The sequence below is a fragment of the Campylobacter sp. MIT 21-1684 genome, assembly GCF_026241315.1.
Lineage (GTDB): Bacteria > Campylobacterota > Campylobacteria > Campylobacterales > Campylobacteraceae > Campylobacter_D.
In genome coordinates, this window is sequence record NZ_JAPHNA010000015.1 from 16079 (window position 1) to 36295 (window position 20217).

16 protein-coding genes and 2 pseudogenes are annotated in these 20217 nt (G+C 32.0%); 11 read left to right on the top strand and 7 right to left on the bottom strand.

The window, feature by feature from the left end; translation table 11 throughout:
- The first annotated feature begins 16 nt into the window (after positions 1–16).
- Positions 17–4666: an Eco57I restriction-modification methylase domain-containing protein gene (locus tag OQH62_RS06575; protein WP_266015526.1), complete on the top strand. Its 4650-nt coding sequence runs from the start codon at positions 17–19 to the stop codon at positions 4664–4666.
- Positions 4667–5796: 1130 nt separating this feature from the next.
- Here the strand turns inward: OQH62_RS06575 and OQH62_RS06580 are convergent.
- Complete coding sequence (locus OQH62_RS06580) at positions 5797–7164, bottom strand: hypothetical protein (RefSeq protein WP_323053632.1); 1368 nt, start codon at positions 7162–7164, stop codon at positions 5797–5799.
- A gap of 560 nt (positions 7165–7724) precedes the next feature.
- Here OQH62_RS06580 and OQH62_RS06585 point away from each other — a divergent pair.
- The gene (locus OQH62_RS06585; protein WP_266015527.1) at positions 7725–8396 is read left to right on the top strand and encodes a hypothetical protein; all 672 of its coding nucleotides are present in this window, start codon (positions 7725–7727) and stop codon (positions 8394–8396) included.
- Between the two features lie 68 nt (positions 8397–8464).
- Here OQH62_RS06585 and OQH62_RS06590 read toward each other — a convergent pair whose 3' ends face one another.
- Positions 8465–9016 carry an ImmA/IrrE family metallo-endopeptidase gene (locus OQH62_RS06590; RefSeq protein ID WP_266015528.1) on the bottom strand — a complete coding sequence of 184 codons (552 nt, stop codon included), beginning with the start codon at positions 9014–9016 and terminating at the stop codon, positions 8465–8467.
- Positions 9013–9357, bottom strand: a complete 345-nt coding sequence (locus OQH62_RS06595) for a hypothetical protein (RefSeq protein ID WP_266015529.1) — start codon at positions 9355–9357, stop codon at positions 9013–9015. Before OQH62_RS06595 ends, OQH62_RS06590 begins: the two co-directional genes overlap by 4 nt.
- Before the next feature lie 115 nt (positions 9358–9472).
- On the opposite strand from OQH62_RS06595, the pseudogene OQH62_RS08830 reads away from it, so the two are divergent.
- From OQH62_RS08830 to hisH, 3 genes and pseudogenes are all read left to right on the top strand, one after another.
- Positions 9473–9638, top strand: a pseudogene (locus OQH62_RS08830) (TaqI-like C-terminal specificity domain-containing protein); the annotation flags it as partial.
- Positions 9639–9971: 333 nt separating this feature from the next.
- The gene (gene hisB, locus OQH62_RS06605) at positions 9972–11036 is read left to right on the top strand and encodes a bifunctional histidinol-phosphatase/imidazoleglycerol-phosphate dehydratase HisB (protein WP_266015530.1); all 1065 of its coding nucleotides are present in this window, start codon (positions 9972–9974) and stop codon (positions 11034–11036) included.
- Between the two features lie 28 nt (positions 11037–11064).
- Positions 11065–11646, top strand: a complete 582-nt coding sequence (gene hisH / locus OQH62_RS06610; RefSeq protein WP_266015531.1) for an imidazole glycerol phosphate synthase subunit HisH — start codon at positions 11065–11067, stop codon at positions 11644–11646.
- Between the two features lie 235 nt (positions 11647–11881).
- Here the strand turns inward: hisH and OQH62_RS06615 are convergent, their stop codons facing one another.
- A complete protein-coding gene (locus OQH62_RS06615) occupies positions 11882–12478 on the bottom strand; it encodes a C39 family peptidase (protein ID WP_266015532.1) in 597 nt (198 codons plus the stop codon).
- Positions 12463–13316, bottom strand: a pseudogene (locus tag OQH62_RS06620) (hypothetical protein). The gene OQH62_RS06615 and the pseudogene OQH62_RS06620 overlap by 16 nt, the downstream one beginning before the upstream one ends.
- Before the next feature lie 118 nt (positions 13317–13434).
- Between OQH62_RS06620 and OQH62_RS06625 the strand changes: the two are divergent.
- From OQH62_RS06625 to hisF, 6 genes are all read left to right on the top strand, one after another.
- Positions 13435–14010, top strand: a complete 576-nt coding sequence (locus OQH62_RS06625) for a bacteriocin (protein WP_266015534.1) — start codon at positions 13435–13437, stop codon at positions 14008–14010.
- Complete coding sequence (locus tag OQH62_RS06630; RefSeq protein ID WP_266015536.1) at positions 14007–14732, top strand: hypothetical protein; 726 nt, start codon at positions 14007–14009, stop codon at positions 14730–14732. Before OQH62_RS06625 ends, OQH62_RS06630 begins: the two co-directional genes overlap by 4 nt.
- A 280-nt stretch (positions 14733–15012) precedes the next feature.
- The gene (hisA, locus tag OQH62_RS06635) at positions 15013–15750 is read left to right on the top strand and encodes a 1-(5-phosphoribosyl)-5-[(5-phosphoribosylamino)methylideneamino]imidazole-4-carboxamide isomerase (protein ID WP_266015555.1); all 738 of its coding nucleotides are present in this window, start codon (positions 15013–15015) and stop codon (positions 15748–15750) included.
- 456 nt (positions 15751–16206) lie between these two features.
- A complete protein-coding gene (locus tag OQH62_RS06640; RefSeq protein ID WP_266015538.1) occupies positions 16207–16554 on the top strand; it encodes a hypothetical protein in 348 nt (115 codons plus the stop codon).
- Entirely contained in the window at positions 16554–17429 is an 876-nt protein-coding gene (locus OQH62_RS06645) for a hypothetical protein (RefSeq protein ID WP_266015540.1), read from the top strand. The genes OQH62_RS06640 and OQH62_RS06645 overlap by 1 nt, the downstream gene beginning before the upstream one ends.
- Positions 17430–17924: 495 nt before the next feature.
- Entirely contained in the window at positions 17925–18695 is a 771-nt protein-coding gene (hisF, locus tag OQH62_RS06650; protein ID WP_266015542.1) for an imidazole glycerol phosphate synthase subunit HisF, read from the top strand.
- 239 nt (positions 18696–18934) lie between these two features.
- Here hisF and OQH62_RS06655 read toward each other — a convergent pair whose 3' ends face one another.
- Positions 18935–19672, bottom strand: coding sequence for an ABC transporter ATP-binding protein (locus OQH62_RS06655; protein WP_266015544.1), 738 nt, complete (start codon positions 19670–19672; stop codon positions 18935–18937).
- A partial coding sequence (locus OQH62_RS06660) for a FecCD family ABC transporter permease (RefSeq protein ID WP_266015547.1) occupies positions 19669–20217 on the bottom strand: 549 nt, incomplete at its 5' end. The genes OQH62_RS06660 and OQH62_RS06655, both read right to left, overlap by 4 nt.

The window sequence follows — 20217 nt, forward strand, 5'->3', positions numbered from 1 at the left end:
ATAACAAGGCAAAGAAATGCATTATAAGTTTATAAAGTTGCAAGATTTTTTATCAAATTACAATCTACTTTATCCCACGCAAGAAGCACTTAAAGGCTTTAAACAAAGTTTGGAGACTTATTTTAAGACATTGCAAAAAGCGGTAGAAAACAAAGAATCAGAAGAGCACCAAAAGAATATTTTGCGTGATTTTTTAAGCCAAACTTTTGCTTACAACTGCAATACAAAAGGCAGAATTGACTTAGCCATTTATGAAGATTCTACGCCAAAAGTGATTTTTGAAACCAAAAGTCTAAATGCACAAAAAGATGAATTTATTGGGGGGGGGGCGAAATATACTTTAGAATTCAAAGCCCTGTATGAATCTATCCTCTACTATCTGCGCGAAAGCCTCACACACAAGAATAACAACCTTAGCTTTATCCTTTTAACTAACACGAGAGATTTTTATTGCATTGACGCAAAAGAGTTTGTCCAATTTGCCAAGCACAAAGAGATTCAAAAAGCCTTTAAAAACTGCGAACACAAAGAGGGTAATGACACAAGCACTCAAAAGTTTTATGATGAGCTAAAGTTGCTTTTGCCCAGCCTTGATTCCACACTTGCCTTTACACATTTTAGGCTTGAAGCGAGCGTTTTAGCGCAGGATTTGCACACTTCTTTACTGCCCCTTATCTATCAAGCCCTAAACCCCGCTGTGCTTTTAAAGCGCAAGAGCTATATTGACGCAAACACGCTTAATGTGGGATTTTATAATGAACTCCTCTATATTTTAGGCTTAGAGGAACAAAGCCAAAATGGCAAGGTGCTCATCAAAGCAAATGAAACAAAAAACACGCTTTTAGATACTCTATGTACTGCTTTTGCTTATGATAAAGATAGAGATTTTGAGAGTGCCTCTAAGCTCATTACAACTTGGAATAATCGCCTGTTGTTTTTGCGCCTTGTAGAATCTATGCTGCTCTCTTTCAAGCATATTTCTAAGCCCTTTTTGAATGCGGATTGCCTCCCTACTTTTGCCACACTCAACACGCTCTTTTTTGATGTGTTAGCTAAAGAGGAGAGCAAAAGAGAGGCCCATATTCCACAATCCTTAAGCTCTATCCCTTATCTCAACTCAAGCCTTTTTGACAAAACCCCCTTAGAATTGCAAGGCAAGGAAATCGCGCGTTTAGATTCTAAGCCTTTGGTGCTTTATCAAGATTCTATTTTGTATAAAGACAAAACTTTGTCAAAAAGTTTCAATCTCAATGCGCAAGATTCCACACTGCCGCTTTTAGAATATTTCTTTGCCTTTCTCCACGCTTATAATTTCACCACGACTGCACAAGATATTCAAAACCACATAAAAATCAATTATGACAAGCTCATCAACTCTGCAGTTTTGGGGCTTGTCTTTGAAAAGCTCAATGGCTACAAGGAGGGCAGTTTCTACACACCTAGCTTTATTACAAGCTGGGTGTGTAAGCAAAGCTTACAAAAAGTGATATTAGAAAAGTTTAATACTGCGAAAAATTGGCAATGTGCGGATTTAGAAGCACTTAAACACAAGCTTAACAAACTCACAGATTCTAAAGAGGGCTATAAGGAAACAAATAGCATTTTTGATACTATTCGCGTATGCGACCCAAGTGTGGGAAGTGGGCATTTTTTGGTGTCTGCTCTCAATGAACTTATTTTACTTAAATTTCAGCTCCAAATCCTCTGCGATGAACATTTTGAGCGACTAAAAGACATTACCCTCAGCATAGAAAATGATGAAATCCTTGTGCGAGATTCTCACAATGCGCCTTTTACCTACACTCTCCCAGCACACGAAAACATAGAATCACACAAGATTCAAAAAGCCTTTTTCTTTAACAAACGCAAACTCATAGAATCTTGCCTCTTTGGCGTGGATATTAATCCTAATTCTTGTGAGATAACTAAACTAAGACTTTGGATAGAGCTACTCAAATACAGCTTTTATAAAGATATAGCTAATAAGAGGCTAGAGACTCTGCCAAATATTGATATTAATATCAAATGTGGGAATAGTTTAGTCTCTTATATGGGAATAGAAGAAAATTTGCTTTTACACACCTCAGAACAAATTAAAAGATACCAAAAATTAGAATCAGATTATTTCAATGGATTTTATAGAGACAAAGACGCAATGATAAAAAAAATTGAAAAAGTCAAACAAGATTTACTCAATCAACATTTTGAATTTAAATTTAAAGACTCTTTAGAAAACTTGAAAAAGGAATGTGAGAATTATTCTAAAAGCTATGGTGATTATGCCAAAGAAAGTTTAGGGCAACACTATAAATTTATTAAAAACCACATTAGCATCTCGGGTTTATTTGAACAAAACCTAGACGAACAAATGCAAGAGAAAGCGCAAAAAGAACTTGAAAAACTCAAAAGCGAACACGATAAAATCTTTAATCTTTCAAAAAACTTTGAATGGCGCATAGAATTTCCTAAGCTCCTAGATACAGGACTAAGCAAAGAGCAAATTACACACAATAATCAACAAAAACAAAAAGGCAATTTTAAAAATTTATATAAAGACGAGAGCGGTAAATTTCTAGGCTTTGATTTAGTGATAGGAAATCCGCCGTATATTAGGCAAGAGGAGATTAAAGAGTTAAAGCCACATTTGCAAAAAGTTTTTAGCATTTACAAAGGCACGAGCGATATTTATACCTACTTTTTTGAGCAGGGTTATAAGATTCTTAAAAAGAATGGAATCCTAAGCTTCATCACCCCTAATAAATGGTGCAGGGCGGGATATGGTGAGCCTTTGAGAGAGTTTTTGCTAGAAAGCACAAAGATACATTATTATATTGATTTCAATGGTGTGAAAGTTTTTGAATCCGCCACGGTGGATACGAGCATTTTAGAATTTGCCAAAGCAAAGGCAGAGAGAGGACATACTCTAAACTACGCAAACCCAAAGGATTATAATCCCAAAGAAAACAAACCCTTAGAGGAGAGCTTAGAGCTTACTCAAATCCCCCAAGATTCCCTAAGCACTGATTCTTTTATTTTTACAAGTCCAGAAATTGCAGTCTTAAAGGCAAAGATTGAGAAAATCGGCACACCGCTCAAAGATTGGGATATAAACATTTATCGTGGAATCTTGACAGGCTACAATGAGGCTTTTATTATAGATAGTGAGAAAAGAGCAGAGATTTTAAATGCGTGTGCTAATGATGAGGAGAGAGCTAGGACAAGTGAGCTGATTAAGCCTATTTTGCGTTGGAGGGATATTAAAAGGTATGGTTATGAGTGGGCGGGATTGTGGATTATCAATACACATAATGGCTACACAATAGACGATTCGTCTCTTGGCAGCTTTTGTCATTCTGAGCGTAGCGAAGAATCCCCTAATGATTCTAAAAGAGATATTTCGGGCAAAAGCCCTCAATATGACAAAGAAAAAATTAAAATCCCGCCCATTGATATAAACGAGTATCCAACGCTTAAAGCTTACTTTGATGAAGTGGCAAAAAGTGGTAAGCAAGGCAAGGGCAAAGGATTCTATAACCGAGATGATAAAGGCATAACGCCTTATAATCTTAGAAATTGTGCGTATTTGCAAGAATTTGCTAAACCTAAAATTGTATATAGTGAAATCGTGCGTGAGCCACAATTTTATTTAGACAATGGCGAGTTTAAGTTTGGACATTTTTATGCAGAGGCAACAAGCTTTATTTTAAGTGGTAATAAAAACTTTAAAAGCTCCCTAGAATACCTTTTAGGGCTTTTGCATTCTAAGCTTTGCACTTTTGCCTTTAAGGAATTTTATGCAGGAGGGGGGCTTGGAGAGAGTGGCTACCGCTATAAAAAAGCCTTTTTAGAAAATCTCCCTATTCCAAAGCTAGATAAAAAGCAAGAAGCGGAGTTTATAGCAATCGTGCAAGAGATTATAGAGTGCAAAAAATCAAATGCAGTGTGCGGCACGCACCCAAAAAGCGTTGTCGGGGTGGAGGGAGAGTTTGAGAGGGAGGAGGGAGCGACTTCGCAATTCAAGCTCCTCCGCCCTCTCATAAAAGATACAAAACTTGAAAGTTTAGAATCTCGCCTTGATTCTTTGATTTATAAAGCTTATGGATTAAGTGAAAATGAGATAAACTTAATTGAATCTGAATTTAGCAAACAAGAGAGAGAGAGAGAGAGAGAGAGAACAGAAATAATTGAGAAGCTTTATCATTTATTGAGGGAATTTGCGATTTATCGCTCAAGCACAGCACAATATCAAGGCAAGATTATGTGGAATAGAATCTCAAATGAACTTTGTTTCTCTTATGATGAGATGGGGCATTATATTTTAGATTCTATGTTTATGATTACAAGTGAAAATGAGTTTTTGACCAAATATCTTTTATCGGTGCTTAACTCTAATATTTCAAAACATTGGATAAAAAATAATGCTGCAACTTTGGGCGAGGGAGTTTATGGGGCTAAAATTTATATAGAAAAACTGCCAATTCCGCAAATCACAAAAACAAACCAAAAAATCGCAAATAATATTATCGCTTTAGTAGATAAGATCCTAGAATCTAAGGCAAAAGATTCCACCTTTGACACAAGCGAACTAGAATCCCACATTGATTCTTTAGTGTATCAACTCTATAATCTCACAGAAACAGAAATACAAATTATAGAATCCAAATAATGCTATAAAAAAAATACTTAAAAATAAATAATTTAGGATATTAAAATAATTTTTTTGTGCCATTTTGCGAATTATCACAAACATATTTCATAATTAAAGCTTTTTTTTTAAAAAAAGTCAAGTGAAATATCTCTAGTTTTTTGAACTTTATTGTAAAAAAGCCGAGCGGAAAGGAAGTGCTAAAATGTAAAATTTCATTTTTCAGCTGCTCCATAATTTTAGAAAAAATGAAAAAAATCAAGTCTTGCTAAAACATATTTTATTAATAGCTGATTTTTTTTAAAGTATTTCTTTTAAAAAATTAATATTAATTTAAGCTTTAAAAATTGCTCTCGTGTGGGCGGTTTGAAGTCAAGCGATGCAGGATTGCAACAGGTTTAAAACACATCTTGCTTTCCTTTTTAACATCAAAAGAGGACAAGTTGCAGAGCTTTCTTCCACAAGAGCTAGAAGAGCAAAGCGGTTTAAAACAATACAAATGAAAACTGCAAAAAATTGTTACGAGCTTACAATGATAAAAGTTCTGCTTTATTTATAAAAGATTTTAGAATAGAGCTAGAGCATTGTTACTTTAATCTCGTTTATACTTGCTATTATTTTATTAATAAAAAGAAAAGTTGTTTATTGCATTGCGAAAATATTGTTATCAGTGTAATTTATGATGATATTGTCTATTCTTGCAAATATGATATAGTTTTATAATTATGATATTTTTGTTCTACTTGCTTCTTATTCTAAAACAAGAAGCAAAAGAGCCAATTTAAAAAACAAATTAGCAAACACAAGAAGTGTTATTTATCAATCTCCAAACTTCGCACTACTCCCTTATAACAAGCTTTTACAGGACGAAGGGTCTATCGCCAAAAAGATTGACAACAGCATTATAGCACAATCTGCAAACGAAAGCATTTCTAGACGCGGGACAGACTTGCCTAGCTCACAAAGTGAAGCTGAAAAGACTACTTCAGCAAATGCAGAGGGCTATAGCACAATCTGCAAAACAAATCCTCAAGAATCCGCATTCGGCAGTAATTTTGACTTTACAAAGGATTAAAACCTATTGACGAAACAATAAAAGCGGCATAAAAGTCTTATTTATCGAGTGTTTTTAAATCTTTTTAGTAAGTCTTTCACACATTCCACGCACTTTGATACAAAGATTTTAAACGTTGTTGATTTCTAGGTTTTTGTTCTTCCTTGTAAGGGCTTTTAACTTCTTCGTGGATCAAACAAGAAGCAATAGCATCTATACAATCATCTTTTCTAAAAGGTTTTTCAGGGTTAAAAGAAAACAGCTCTTTTTTGATTTGTCCCAAACCATACGCATTTGAAAAAAAGACTAAATTACCGCTATTATAATAAGGTTTCAACGCTTTAATCTTTTCTACTTTTGAGATATTTCTTAAAGCGCTGTATGCTTTTATAGTATTTGTTATTAAAGCTTTATTTTGCTTTTTTAAAAGCTCATTCACTCTAACAAGTTCTTTTAAAAGGAGTCTGTGTAAGATAATTCCACCACCTTCATTTTCAATATAACAGGTCGCATTTGGATAGCTGATTAAAGTCTGTATGATATGCTCGCAAGTTTTCTCCTCGTCCCAAATGCCATAAAAGCAATTTTTAACAACATATCTTATACTTTCTTTATAATTTTCAACACCAATAACCACTAAAGCTCTATTATCAGCTCTTGAGTTTAAACTCATAGCATTATCGATAAAGATATACTCATTATTCTCACCTATATCATAGCTTGGTATCTCTTTAAAATTGCAAGGTTCAAAAAAACCGCTTTCACTTGCTTGAGGTTCTTGTTGATATTGGGTAGAAAACTCATCAATTCCCATTTGAAGTTTTAATTTTAAAAGCTCCTGCTTATCGTGTCTTGCTTTAAAAAGTGGCTCCTCTCTTGCTCTTGTGTAGCTAAAATCAAGCACTTTATATTCACACTCATCAGTGTTTAATGCTTCAAGTTTGATAATTTTCCATTGTGCTATAAGCTCTTTGCTAAAATGTCTCTCATCAAGTAAAAAACCGCACAAATCCTCAAAACCGAGTCTTTGCATTAGTATAGTTATATTGCTTTCATTATTTTGCAACCTGCTTAAAACACTCTCTTTGAAGTTTTGATTAACAGCGTCTCTTTCTATTTTGCTATTCATAGCACTCACTTTGATAGGATCATCGATTAAAATACTATCAGCGTGAAAGCCTGTTATTGCCGATTTCAAAGTTGTTACAAAAAGTCCACCGCCTTCTCTTAAAACAAACTCGCTTGAATTATCTTGTAAAAACTTCATTTCACCAAAAACATTTTTATAAAATGGACTCTTTAGCAAATCCCTTACTTGATTGCTAATTTTTCTACAAAGCTCATCACTATAAGAAATGTATATGAATTTTCTTTTTTTATCTCTACCCAAAGCCCAAGCAATAAAACTTCTCGCTATGGTTTCAGTTTTGCCATAACTTGGTGGCATATTCAGCTTCTCTTTCAAAGAGATACTCTTTTGCCTGTTTGTTTTTTTCTAAACAATTTCGCAAATTATGTAGTGAGTGAAAAGCCCACAGCGAGTTTGCATAGCCTTAAGATTTGCTTTATCGGTTATTCTCACAAACTAAATCAATATTGCCATTGCCGCTTTGCTCTTCTAGCTCTTGTGGAAGAAAGCTCTGCAACTTGTCCTCTTTTGATGTTAAAAAGGAAAGCAAGATGTGTTTTAAACCTGTTGCAATCCTGCATCGCTTGACTTCAAACCGCCCACACGAGAGCAATTTTTAAAGCTTAAATTAATATTAATTTTTTAAAAGAAATACTTTAAAAAAATCAGCTATTAATAATAATCGAATAAGAGATACAATCTTGTAAAAAGGTGTATTATCATTCAATTTTAGATATATTTGGCACAAACAAGACACAAACTTATTAAAGTACTTTGGGTCAATATACCCCAATTTATAACTTATAAAATCCTAAAAAATAAAAGTTTAAGTATTTAAAAAAGCCGAGCTTTTTAAGTATAAAAAAAAGAAATAGAAATGTGGAGAATAGTGATAAATGAGAGTAATTAAAAGAGATTTTGTTGATCCAAATACTTTATCTTACTGCGACAAAAGAAGACTTACTTCAGGAAAAGCTTATTTTTTGCTTGATAATAATGGCCAAATTTTTCAAGCGGGAAAGCAATGTGCCAAACAACATAGCCAAACTGATTTAAGCTCTGTGCCTGATTTAACTACTTCTCTTCTCGTAAATTTTACAAAAGATAAATGCAACTCCTCCTCTTCTCATTCACCCACTGGGCAACAAAAACCAAATAAAAAATCTCAAGCTTTAACTTATTTGCTGTTAAGAGAGGAAAAATTAAAAGAGTTGGGTTTTGAAAATATTTCATATAATAAGCTCCAACCTTACTATCAAGAATATAAAAATAACTATGACTTATCCGAAGAAGCAATAAATCATATTAATAATATTCTAAACTCCCCAAATATACCTAAAAAATTTTCTTTATCCAATCTTTCTACCTGCTACGCTTACTATTACAAAATGCAAAAGGCTTTACAGCACTTAAGTCAAGAAAATATTGAATACATTAATGATTTATTGCAATATTTAAAGATACACTATCATCTTACAGATAAACAAATTGATGCATTAGCTAAATGGTTTGAACATATTGATTGCAAAGAAATAAGAGAAGCAAAGCTCAAAAAATTTTGTATTTAATTAATTTTGAATGTTGTTGAAATTTTATTTTCATATTCAAAGCAATTAGGCTTTTATCTGCCTCTCTGCTAAAAAGGATACCTATAATCTTTGCTAATCAATCCTATATTTTGCAATCTATGAAAAGCCGCTTGTTTTGAAACTTCAAACTTTGTAGCTATCAGCATAATAGCTTCTTTAGCACTTAAATGAGGGTTATTCTGTCTTTCTCTCTCAATGAAATTTTCCAATGCTTTTAAAGGCATAAGAAGTTTGGCAGCAAATCTATTCGCTTTTGTTTCTATACCACCATAGGCATTGCCACGATAGAGTGTCTCATATTTATCAATGATAGGGTTATCTATTTGGGGCAAAACATCGTTTGCTAAATGTCCAAGCTCGTGTGCAAGGGTAAATCGCTGTCTTGCTTCACTTTTGATCGGATTTATCCAAATTTCTGGCTCATTGTTTTGATTAATACTAATTTGTCCCTCTGTATCAAGCTTATCATAATCAAGAGTTGTCTTAACGCTAAGATTTAGCTTTCTTGCAATATCAAAAGGGTTAAATGGTGGCTCTTTCATTTCAAGGATTTTTAAAATCTCATAAGGAGTTTTATTTTTTATTTCAGTCCAATTCATTTTAAACCTCCTATGTTGGATTGCTCTTGTTTTTCATCTACCAATCTATCCATTTTATCACTTATGTGTATATCCACCATTCTTTCAAACTCTTGTTTAAAGTTATTATTTTCTAAGATTTTATTGATAAAATCATTCCTCATTTGTTCATTATTGGCTATTTTATCTAAAATATTATGGGTAGTTTCTTCAATCAATCTTTTCTTGTCTCTATTGTAATAAATTGTTAAACTTATAGTAATTGCAGCAATGATGAGGGCAGCCACCACAATAATAAGATTTGCATAAGACATATAAGAGTTAGCCAAAGCAATCACATCTGTATTTATACCATTTTGCATTTACTACCTTTTGTTTTTTAAATCTTAAGCAAAAAAATCTAAAATATTGCTTTAAACTATAATAAATATAAATTTTTCCCTTTGGTTTCCCAAAAAAATCATTGATAGAGAATAGAAACGATTTTATATCAATCAAACTTGCTATTTTATCCCACGAGATGACAAGTATTTATGTGCGATTTTAAACTCAAAATTGATTTATTTTTATATGAAACAAATCGCCTCAAATTTAGGCGATGGCGCATTTAGATGGATAAAGCAGTTTATAGAAAAACTCCCTGTGATAGAGCAAAATAAGACAAATAAGCAAAAAATTGCAGAAATCAAAGCTTTGGCTTGTCAAATTATTGAATTGAGGCAAAATGGGCAGGATATAAATGTGCTAGATTCTAAGCTTGATACAATGATTTATGAACTCTATGGACTAAATGAAAATGAGATAGCACTTATAGAATCTGCTTATAATTTTGTTTAATATAATTGCTACAATCTTGATGATGTTTGGACTTTATTGCACAGATAAACCCTAACACTCACAATAAATTCTACTTAAAACATTGCGATAAACTTGTGTTTATTATGTTAGAATACTTTCAAAAATGAAAGTATTAGCAATGAAAGAAAAAATCCTTTTTATAGACAGAGATGGAACACTCATAGAAGAACCAAAACCTAGCTTACAAATTGACAGCCTTGAAAAACTCAACTTTGAAAAAGGAGCGATTCCAGCTTTACTTCAATTACAAAAATTCGGTTTTCGTTTTGTACTTGTGAGCAATCAAGACGGGCTTGGCACTCAAAGCTTTCCTAGAGAAAATTTTCAAATTCCACATCAAAAGATGCTTGATATTTTACAAAGTTGCGGTATCGAATTTAAAGACATTTTCATCTGTCCACATTTTGAAAATGAAAATTGTGTATGCAGAAAACCTCAAACTAGCTTACTTAATGAATATATCAAACACGAGCTTTTTGAAAAAGAGCAAAGTTTTGTCATAGGCGATAGAGATACAGACATAGTTTTAGCTAATAATCTAGGAATCAGGGGCTTACAATACAACAAAAACACCTTTACTTGGACACAAATTCAAAACGAAATTTTAAGCACCTTTAGAACAGCAAAAATACAAAGAACGACTAAGGAAACAGATATTTCTGTAAAAGTCTGTTTAAATGGTGGAAAGATAGAACTTCACAGCGGAATAGATTTTTTCAACCATATGCTTGAACAGATCGCTGTGCATTCTGGTATAGGACTTGAGATTTATTGCAAAGGAGATTTACACATCGATGAACACCATAGTATTGAAGATATAGCTTTAGCTTTGGGTACTGCGATAAAAAAGGCACTTGGAGATAAAATAGGCATAGCGCGTTATGGTTTTGTATTGCCTATGGATGAAAGTTTGGCAAGCTGTGCTATTGACTTTTGCAACAGACCTCATCTAGTATATAAAGCCAAATTTTCAAAAACAAAACTCGGAGAGCTTAGCACAGAGATGATTTATCATTTTTTTTATTCACTCTCTTACACTTTGGGAGCAAGTTTGCATTTGAAAGTCAAAGGCAAAAATGACCATCACAAAGCCGAAGGGCTTTTTAAAGCCTTTGGAAGAGCTTTAAAAATGGCTATTCGCAGTGAAGATGAAAAACTTGCAAGCAGCAAAGGAATACTGTAATCTAAAAATTTAATGTGAGAGGAGAAAAATGAAACTCGCCATTGTAGATACACAATGTGCAAATTTAGCTTCTTTGCAATTTGCCCTTGAAAGATTAGGTTTTAAAAGCTTCATAAGTCGCCAAATTAAAGAACTTGAACAAGCTGACAAACTTTTTTTACCCGGAGTTGGTACAGCGTGGAAAGCGATGCACAATTTAAACAATTTTAAACTTGTCTCTTTTCTTAAAGAAACCAAAAAACCACTTTTAGGAATTTGTCTTGGAATGCAAATTCTTGGTGAATTTTCACAAGAATTAAATCAAAAAACCTTAGGAATAATCCCTTTTCAAACACTTCAATTTAAAGAACAAAAAGACTTTTCATTCCCTCATATGGGGTGGAATAATGTCAAAAGCTCTCATTCGCTTTTTAAAGGCTTAAATGGGGCATATTTTTACTTTGTACACAATTACTATGCAAATGTCTCTGAATACACCATAGCCACTTGCACTTATAGTCAAGATTTTAGTGCGGCTTTAGCCAAAGAAAATTTCTACGGGGTACAATTTCATCCTGAGAGAAGTGGCGAAGCTGGAGAAGTACTGCTAAAAAATTTTGTAAAAATGTAAAAAATTATGTTCATCTTAAATAAGATTTTGCAAAAACAAAACTTGTAAAAAAGAAAATCACTCTTATGCAAAATATTTTTCAAATGCCCACCATAGAATCTATCAAAAATTAGGGTTAGAAAAATCAGATTCTCATTTATACTTGTTTAGGGGTATTTTAGAGTCTTATTTTAGGAGGTTACAATTATTAAAAGTGAGAATCTTTACGGAAAAAGTGACTTTAAACCGAATTAAATTAATACAGGCTAAAAGGTTGAAAATAAAAGTGCATAGATTTTGGAACATTCAACTTAAATGGTTTTAATTCTTTTTTAGGGGCAATGATTAAAGCATATCCACCTTTATTATATCTATCCCAAATACTAAAAAATTGACTTTTAGAGCTTATATATTCTCCATGACTTGGGTCAAGCACTTGTAAATAATCTCCCTTATAATTAATAATTATCACAAAATGCGGAAAACGTGGATCATCTTCAATTTTTACAAGCATTGGAATATTTACAAGCTTTTCTAAATTCTCTCTATTGATTTGATAAGAGTTGCTTTCATATCCTAACTTTCTAACCGCATCGCTTAAATCTGCAAAACTTACCATATCTGTATAAAGTTGTTGTCCGCTCATAATTTCTAAAAGTTTAAACTCATCAAACTTTTGATTGTCAAGTATATTGATTAAAGTTGCCAAAGATGAAGCCCCACAAGATTGCTCGTAAGTTTGTCTTACGACTCTTTCGTTTTTGATTTCTTGATAAGACTTTACTACCCATTGTGCTTTTGCACTCAAAGCAAAAATAAATAAGAATGATACAATTTTTAGAATTTTCTCCATAAACTTATCCCAAATATACTATCAGGTGAAGCAGAACTTGCCCCGAAACTAGCATTAAAAGAAACAGCGGTATTCAAATTAATACTATAAGTAGAACCTAAACTTAAAGTTGGAATAGAACGTAGTTCGGAATTTTGAAAGCCATTGATTTTTTGTTCTGTTTGAAATCTTTGCTCTGCTCCCAAACCTAAAGTAATTTTAGGACTTAAAATGATAGATAAATCCCCGCTACATAAATACTATTTCCATACTCTATTTTAAGGGTTTGAAATTTTCTTGTTTGATTATAACCAAAACCTGTATAAATGCTATATACAACAGGATCACTATATCCCCTTAGACTAGCTTGCAAGCTTTGTGATTTTAGATAAAAGTTTTTTATTCGGTTGATTGCTTTTTCTCTTTGAATGACTGCAGTTTGAAAGGTAATTTGTGGAATAAAATCTGCAATGCTATCACCCGTATAAATAAAACCTAGCCATAAGCTATCAAAACCTATTCGATTTTTACTAGAATACTCATTTGTAAAAAAGTTTGTGTATTCTTGTCTTGCATAACTTCCACCACCTGAAACAAGAATATCAAATTGAGATGTTATCGTATAAATAAAAGTCTGATTTAAAAACGCTTGTTTTGTGTTGTTCCAAATCGTAGAATCTCCGTCTATAGTGATATTAGGATAAAGTGCGTAAGAATTAGCATTTCCTGTGCTAAGTAGTGAAAGGCTTGTGATACTTCTTAAACCTACTTGCTTTTTAAACAAACTATCTATATTTAGTTCATCACTAGCAAAAACATAACCGACTAAAACCATAAATGCTAAACAAATCTTTTTCATTGTTACCTTTCTAAATATTTTCAAAATTTTTTTAAAACAATGAATGTCCCAAACAAAAATTTTATTTTAATATTATAATTTTGTGATATTACACAATAATTAAGAATAAGGAGAAGTTATGTTAAAGAAATTAGCAAGTTCATTTATTTTAGGTTCTTTATTAGCAGGTTCTGCTTTTGCAGGTGATTTTTTAGCCAAAATTAGCAATGGTGCTTTAAGCGATAACTCTCAAGGTGTAAAAGCTCTTAATTTAGATGAGATGAAAGAAATTAAGGGTGGGTATTTAGTTACATTTTCAAGTAATGGTGTTGATGAAATTTATGCTATAGCTAGATATACTAGCGGGGAATCTCAATACATTATTAATTACGCTTATAATATAAATGCATCTAAAGGTTTATGTGGCATAGATCAAACAACTTGTTCTAATCCTAGTGCAAATAGAATCAATGAGTTTTTAAGTATGACACAAAATTCTATTGATTTTTTTCCTGTATATTCAGTTAAAAGAAATATAGGTTATGGTCGATATGGTAACTATGTATATTTTACTTATGGTGTCGGCGTAGCTGATACAAAAGGACAAATTTATAAATTTAATTCAAGTGGAATGTTAAATAATAATATGATTATCAAAGAAATGAGTGGTAAATACAAAAAACAAATGGAACAAATTCTTGGAGGTTTAAGATGATGACAATAAGTATGCTCTCAAACATAGATTTAGAATACTACAAAAAGCAAAATATTGCAAATCCTTCCTCAGACAATAAAGTTACAAATGAGGAAAAAGATAAGATAGTCAATAGTTTTTTGCGTGCAAAAGACTATTATGAGGAATTGGGCAATACAATCCCCGTGCTTGAGGGCTCTTATGAATATAGACTAAGAAAAGGAGAAATGTCTCAAACAGAACTTAATTCTTTGTTTGAATGGATGGACAAAAATACAACAGGCATACAATGGAATGATGGCTATGATGAAGAATATATTAAAATTTTTCATACGAGCAAAAATGCAAATGAACTTAAGCAAAAATGGCTTGAATTTCAGGCAAAACAAGAAGCTAAAACACAAGACTTTACAAAGAAAATGCAAGAACAAGTTCACAAAGAATTACGAGATAACAATCAAAATACTTCTGTAAATTCTACCTCAACAACAAAAGATAATCAAACAAAACAAACCCAAGAAACAAAACCTTTTAAACCTATACAAACAGAAAGTAAAAGCCAAACTTATAAAGATGACAATACAAGAAATGAGCTTGTAAAGAAGCTATTAGAAAATAAATTTGGTAAAAGTCAAGAGTTAGAACTTCTTTTTGGTATGAAATTGAGCGATGATGACACAGGAGAATTTAATAAAATCCTTTCTCAAAACACTACGTCAAGAATTGTAGATCTTAAGGCTTAAGATTATTCTACATTTAATCAATGTAGAATAAAGACTTCTATACTTTTCTGCTTCTTTTGCCTTAATTACTCTTTGCTTATCTAAATAAAAAATCGGCTTTATCTTTTAACTTTTATAAGTTTTGAAGGTTTGTGGTCTTAAGAGAAAAATGCTAGTGCATTATCAAAATGAGGTAATGCAAAAAATGCTTAACCGATTTCAAAAGCGTCTTAGACAAATTAAAGATTCCTTACAATTTATTGATATAATAATAAACAATTTTATAGACAAAGCTTATAGAATGAAAACACAAATTATCCCCGCTCTTGACTTGATAAATGGTGAAGTAGTGAGACTTTTTAAAGGCGATTACACACAAAAAAAAAGCTATGATAAAGACCCGCTTCATCAATTCAAAATTTATGAGAAAGAAGGAGCAAAATGGCTTCATCTTGTTGATTTAAGCGGAGCAAAAGACACTGCACAAAGGCAAATTCCTATCATCAACAAAATCGCCAAAGAAATACAAATTAACCTTCAAGTAGGTGGAGGCATAAGAAGCAAAGACGAGGTGAAAGCTTTGCTTGATAGTGGAGTAAAACGTGTTGTCATAGGCTCTTTAGCGATTAAAAATCCCAAGCTGTGTAAAGAGTTTTTCAAAGAATTTGGGAGTGAAGCATTATGTCTTGCTCTTGATGTTGTACCAAAAGCAAATGATTATATCGTTGCTATTAATGCGTGGCAAGAACAAAGCGATAAAAACATTTTAGAAGTACTTGAAATTTACAAAGAACACGGTTTAAAGCACCTTTTATGCACTGATATTTCAAAAGACGGTACAATGAATGGGGCAAATATAAAGCTGTATGAATTCATCAACAAAAAGTATCCTAAGATTGAAATTCAAGCAAGTGGAGGCGTTGCAAGTTTAGAAGATGTCAAAAAACTTAAGGGAATTTGTAGCGGTGTGATAGTCGGAAAAGCTTTATTAGAAGGTGTTTTTAGTGTGAGTGAGGCAGTGGAATGTCTTTTATCATAAAAGATTTCAAAAAACGCTAAAACTAACACTAAACAAAAAATGTATTTAAGTTTTAGGAAATACAAGACTACTGTCTAGCTTTTTGGCTGCATCTTTTTTAAATTCTTTATGCAAAAGTATGTCTTTGAGTTTTTCTACAATTTTTTGCATTTGCATCGCAAATCCTTTTATTTTAAAGAATTGAAACATAAATTGGAAAAAACAAGAAATTGGTAGAAAGCTTTATTTTGCAACTTCTATGTTTTATTGTTATAGGGTTTTTGTTTTCAAAAGAGGAAAAAATGTTTAAAAAAATAAATACAAGGAAAATTTATCAAAGTCCCACAAAAGCAGAGTTTAACTTAGCAAGCTTTGACAACAATCATACATATAAGTATAATTGTAACAATGATGAAGCGAAAAACTTTAATATCTTTGCTTAGGAGCATAGGCTACTTGCCGCTAGGGTGCGACCTTATGGATTCTACTTGTAGTTGCAAGGCACAAAGCCAAAGCAAAAACACCCCACGAGATTATATTCAAAAAATCTTTCAATTTAAAACATTTAAATTTCTATTAATTTTTTGTCTTTCTTTATCATTTTGTTTTAGTCTTAGTGCTTGTTCTTCAAAAACACAAACTAATAAATTGCCTAATGAGAAAAAATACTCTCTTTTCAATTCAAATTCTAATATTAATACCACAATAAGCGAAAAAAGCAAAAATGAATTTGAAGAAGCTTTGAAAGAATTTTTCAAAGTGAAGCAACAAGAGGAAGATTCTCAAAACATTTACAAAATAGGGATAGAAAGGGGATATTTTTAGTGAAAAGAATACATTCTACCACAGGGAAATTTATAGCAAATTTACTCTTCTTTACAAGTCTTGCTTTTGCCTCTAATGAAAATGTCTCAAACAATATCATTGATTCTGCAAGTGAGGGTAGAAAAGTCATAGAAGAGCAAGAATTAAGTCCTGCTCAAATCAATAAAAATAAAGAAGAAGAAAAATATCGTAGAGCGGTTATTTTAAATTGGATTCTTGCTTACGAGAAAAAAAATGAAAGAGGTGAAGAATTTACTGGCACAAAAGTAAAAGATACTTTTGTTCAAAACATTAAAACAGAATCAAAAAATAATGGCAATAATGCCACAGAAACAAAGAAACTTGTTGCTGTAAAAGGTTTTTGTTTTATTATGAATGAAATCAATGCAGGAATACAACCAACAAGTATAAGAATTCCTTGTCAAACAAATAGAGGAAGTATTATTTTGATGGCAAATTTAATTGCAGTAAATGAAAAACTCTCTTTAATGGCTGACCCAAAATACATTGAAAGAAATACAATTCGTTTCAAGGTGCAATCAGCTATTGTCTTAAATGAAGAAAAAACAAGCTACAATCTTGCAACATTTGTTAATGATAGGAAAATTGAACAAATGAGTTGGGATTCTTTAGCTTCTTCAAGCCAAGAGCTTAAAAATTCTACAAATGAATATTTAAAAGCCTTACAAGAATCAAAGAAAAAACAAGAAGTCAATTATATTACTGCAAGTGATGGAATAAATATAGTTGCTGATATTGTTAAAAGCACAGCAGAAGTTTTTAGAAAAGACCTGCCTTATCTCTATCAAATCGTACCAAAAACTAAAATATGGATTGATTTAGAAGTAGAGAATGAAGGAATTCTTGTAAGATAAGAAAAGTTTAATATTAAAATAAAACTCCAAAAAGGAAAATGTAATGAAAATAAAATCAAATGTAAAAACCATCCTTTAAACACTAAAGTATCAAAATACAAAAAAGATAAAAAACTCTTTGAGTATTTAGATCATTAATCAAAACAAAAATATTAAGAATTTTATGAAATACAGGCTTACAAAATTGTATTTTATGGAGATATGAAAAACATTTTAGTAGTGAGATTCTTTTATTATATGGAAAAAATAAACTATGCAAGCATAGAAAAACATAGATTAGTATCTCAAGAGGATATTGGAATATGATTTTTTATTAAGCTAATACCACCAGAAAGAGAACTTGGCAAATGATGATAAAAAGAGTATTAGCGGTTTTAAACAATGTTTTTGACTTAACATTTTAGAAAAAGCAAGAGTGTAAGATAGTTAAAATCTCTTTTAAAATAAAAGAATACAATTGTACAATTGATTTTCAATACATTCAAAAGGATCACAATGCTCACAAAAAGAATCATTGCTTGTTTAGATGTTAAAGATGGTAGAGTAGTTAAAGGGATACAGTTTAGAAATCACAAAGATATGGGTGGTATTGTGGAGTTGGCAAAATTGTACTCAAGTCAAGGCATCGATGAATTAGTATTTTACGATATAGCTGCAAGTGCAAGAAAAGAACGAATTTCAAGAGCTTGGGTCAATGAAGTAGCAAAACATATTAGCATTCCTTTTTGTGTAGCTGGAGGCATTAAATGCGAAGAAGATGCCGAAGAACTTTTAGCAAATGGTGCTGATAAGATTTCTATTAATTCTCCTGCTTTAAATGAACCTGATTTAATCACACGTCTTGCTAAAAATTTCGGAGTACAATGTGTAGTTGTAGGGATTGACAGCTTTAAAGATGAAAATGGAAATTTAAAAGTCTTTCAATACACAGGAGATGAAAATACTTCAAAACAGAGCGGAAAAAATACTCTTGAATGGGTTAAAGAGGTGCAAGAAAGAGGTGCGGGCGAAATAGTGCTTAATATGATGAATCAAGATGGAATGAAAAATGGCTATGATCTTGTACAGCTTAAAGCGGTAAAAGAACTTTGCACAATTCCTTTAATTGCAAGTGGCGGAGCCGGAGCAAAAGAACATTTTTTGGAGGTTTTTAAACTAGGTATTGATGGGGCATTAGCTGCAAGTATCTTTCATCAAAAAATTGTAGATATAAAAGAGCTTAAAATGTATCTTCAAAAAAATGGGGTAAATGTAAGAGTATGGTAAAACTCATCTTAAATGAGTTTTAAAAGCTAACAAAAACTTTGTAAGTTATAAAAAAGTAAAAACTAAACTAAAAATATCGATAATGCCAACTTCAAAAAACTCTTTATATTGTTAGCAAGGTAAATGTCGTATCGAAAAGATAGTGCTACATTAAACCTGTATCCATCAATTTTATTTTTAAAGAAGTTGTGATTTTTGCATTATGAGAATTAAAACACTAAAAAATAAAATTTAAACTCTTAAGCTAAATTTAAATAGTCAAAAAAAGAATGCCTTACCTCGAAACTTTGGCTCAACTGGGTTTTATTGATAAGACTTTTATCTCCTAGAATATGTGAATTTTTCTGTAAAATCAAAACTTTATCTGCAAGTTTATAGGCATTTTGAGGAAAATGAGTATTAATAATAATACTTTTACCTTGATTTTTAAGTTCAAGCAAAACATCTAAAATACGATCTTGATTTTTAAAGTCCAAATTTGATTCTGGCTCATCTAAAATAAGCAAATCAGGATCGTTCATTAAAGAACGTGCTAAAACAACCATCTGCAACTCTCCTCCACTTAAATTTGAACAAGCCTTACCTTTAAGAAAAGAAATGCGCAATTTTTCTAAAAGCGCTTCTGCCTTTTCTAAATGAATCTTCTTTGGTGTAGTTGTGATGTCTATATTTGCACCTAAAAGCACCATATCAAACACAGAAAGTTTTGTCAGAGAATTTTTAGCTTGAGGGACATAAGCTACTTGAGAGAAAAATTGTTTATGGGAAAGTTTTTTTATGTGCTGCCCTTGTAAAAAAACCTGTCCTTTTTGCAAAGACAAAATTCCTATGCAGCATTTAATCAGAGTTGTTTTTCCTACTCCATTATGTCCTAAAATACCCAAAATCTCGCCTTTATCAACGCAAAAACTTAATCCTTCAAACACAAGCTCTTTTCTATAAGAAAAGCAAGCATTCTCAAGGGCAAACACACTCATACATTGACTCCTTTGCGGTAGAGTATATAAAGAAACAAAAAAGCACCAACAAATGCACTCAATACCGAAATAGGAATTTCTTGACTAAGCAAAGCCCTGCTCACTGTGTCAATGAAAAGCATAAAAAGGGCTCCTGCAAAAACACTTGTAGGAATGATTTGAGCTGTATTGTTTCCACAAAGCAATCTTGAAATATGAGGAATAATAAGCCCCACCCAAGAAATAATACCACAAAGACTGACCACAGATGAAATCATCAAGGTATTTACAAGGATAAGAATTATCCTTAATTTTGTTACATTAAGCCCTAAGCTTTTTGCTTCAATTTCATCAAGCAATAAAAGATTATGCTTCCATCTGTAAAAAATTATAACACAAACACAAAGACTTACAAGCACACACGAAAAAAGCATTTGCCCTATGTTATTCACCTCCAAAGAACCTAACAACCAATAGGTAATAGCAGGTAAAACATCCTGTGGGTCTGCAAGGTACTTAACAAAAGAAATAAAACTCCCAAAAAGTGCAGAAACAATAACTCCAGC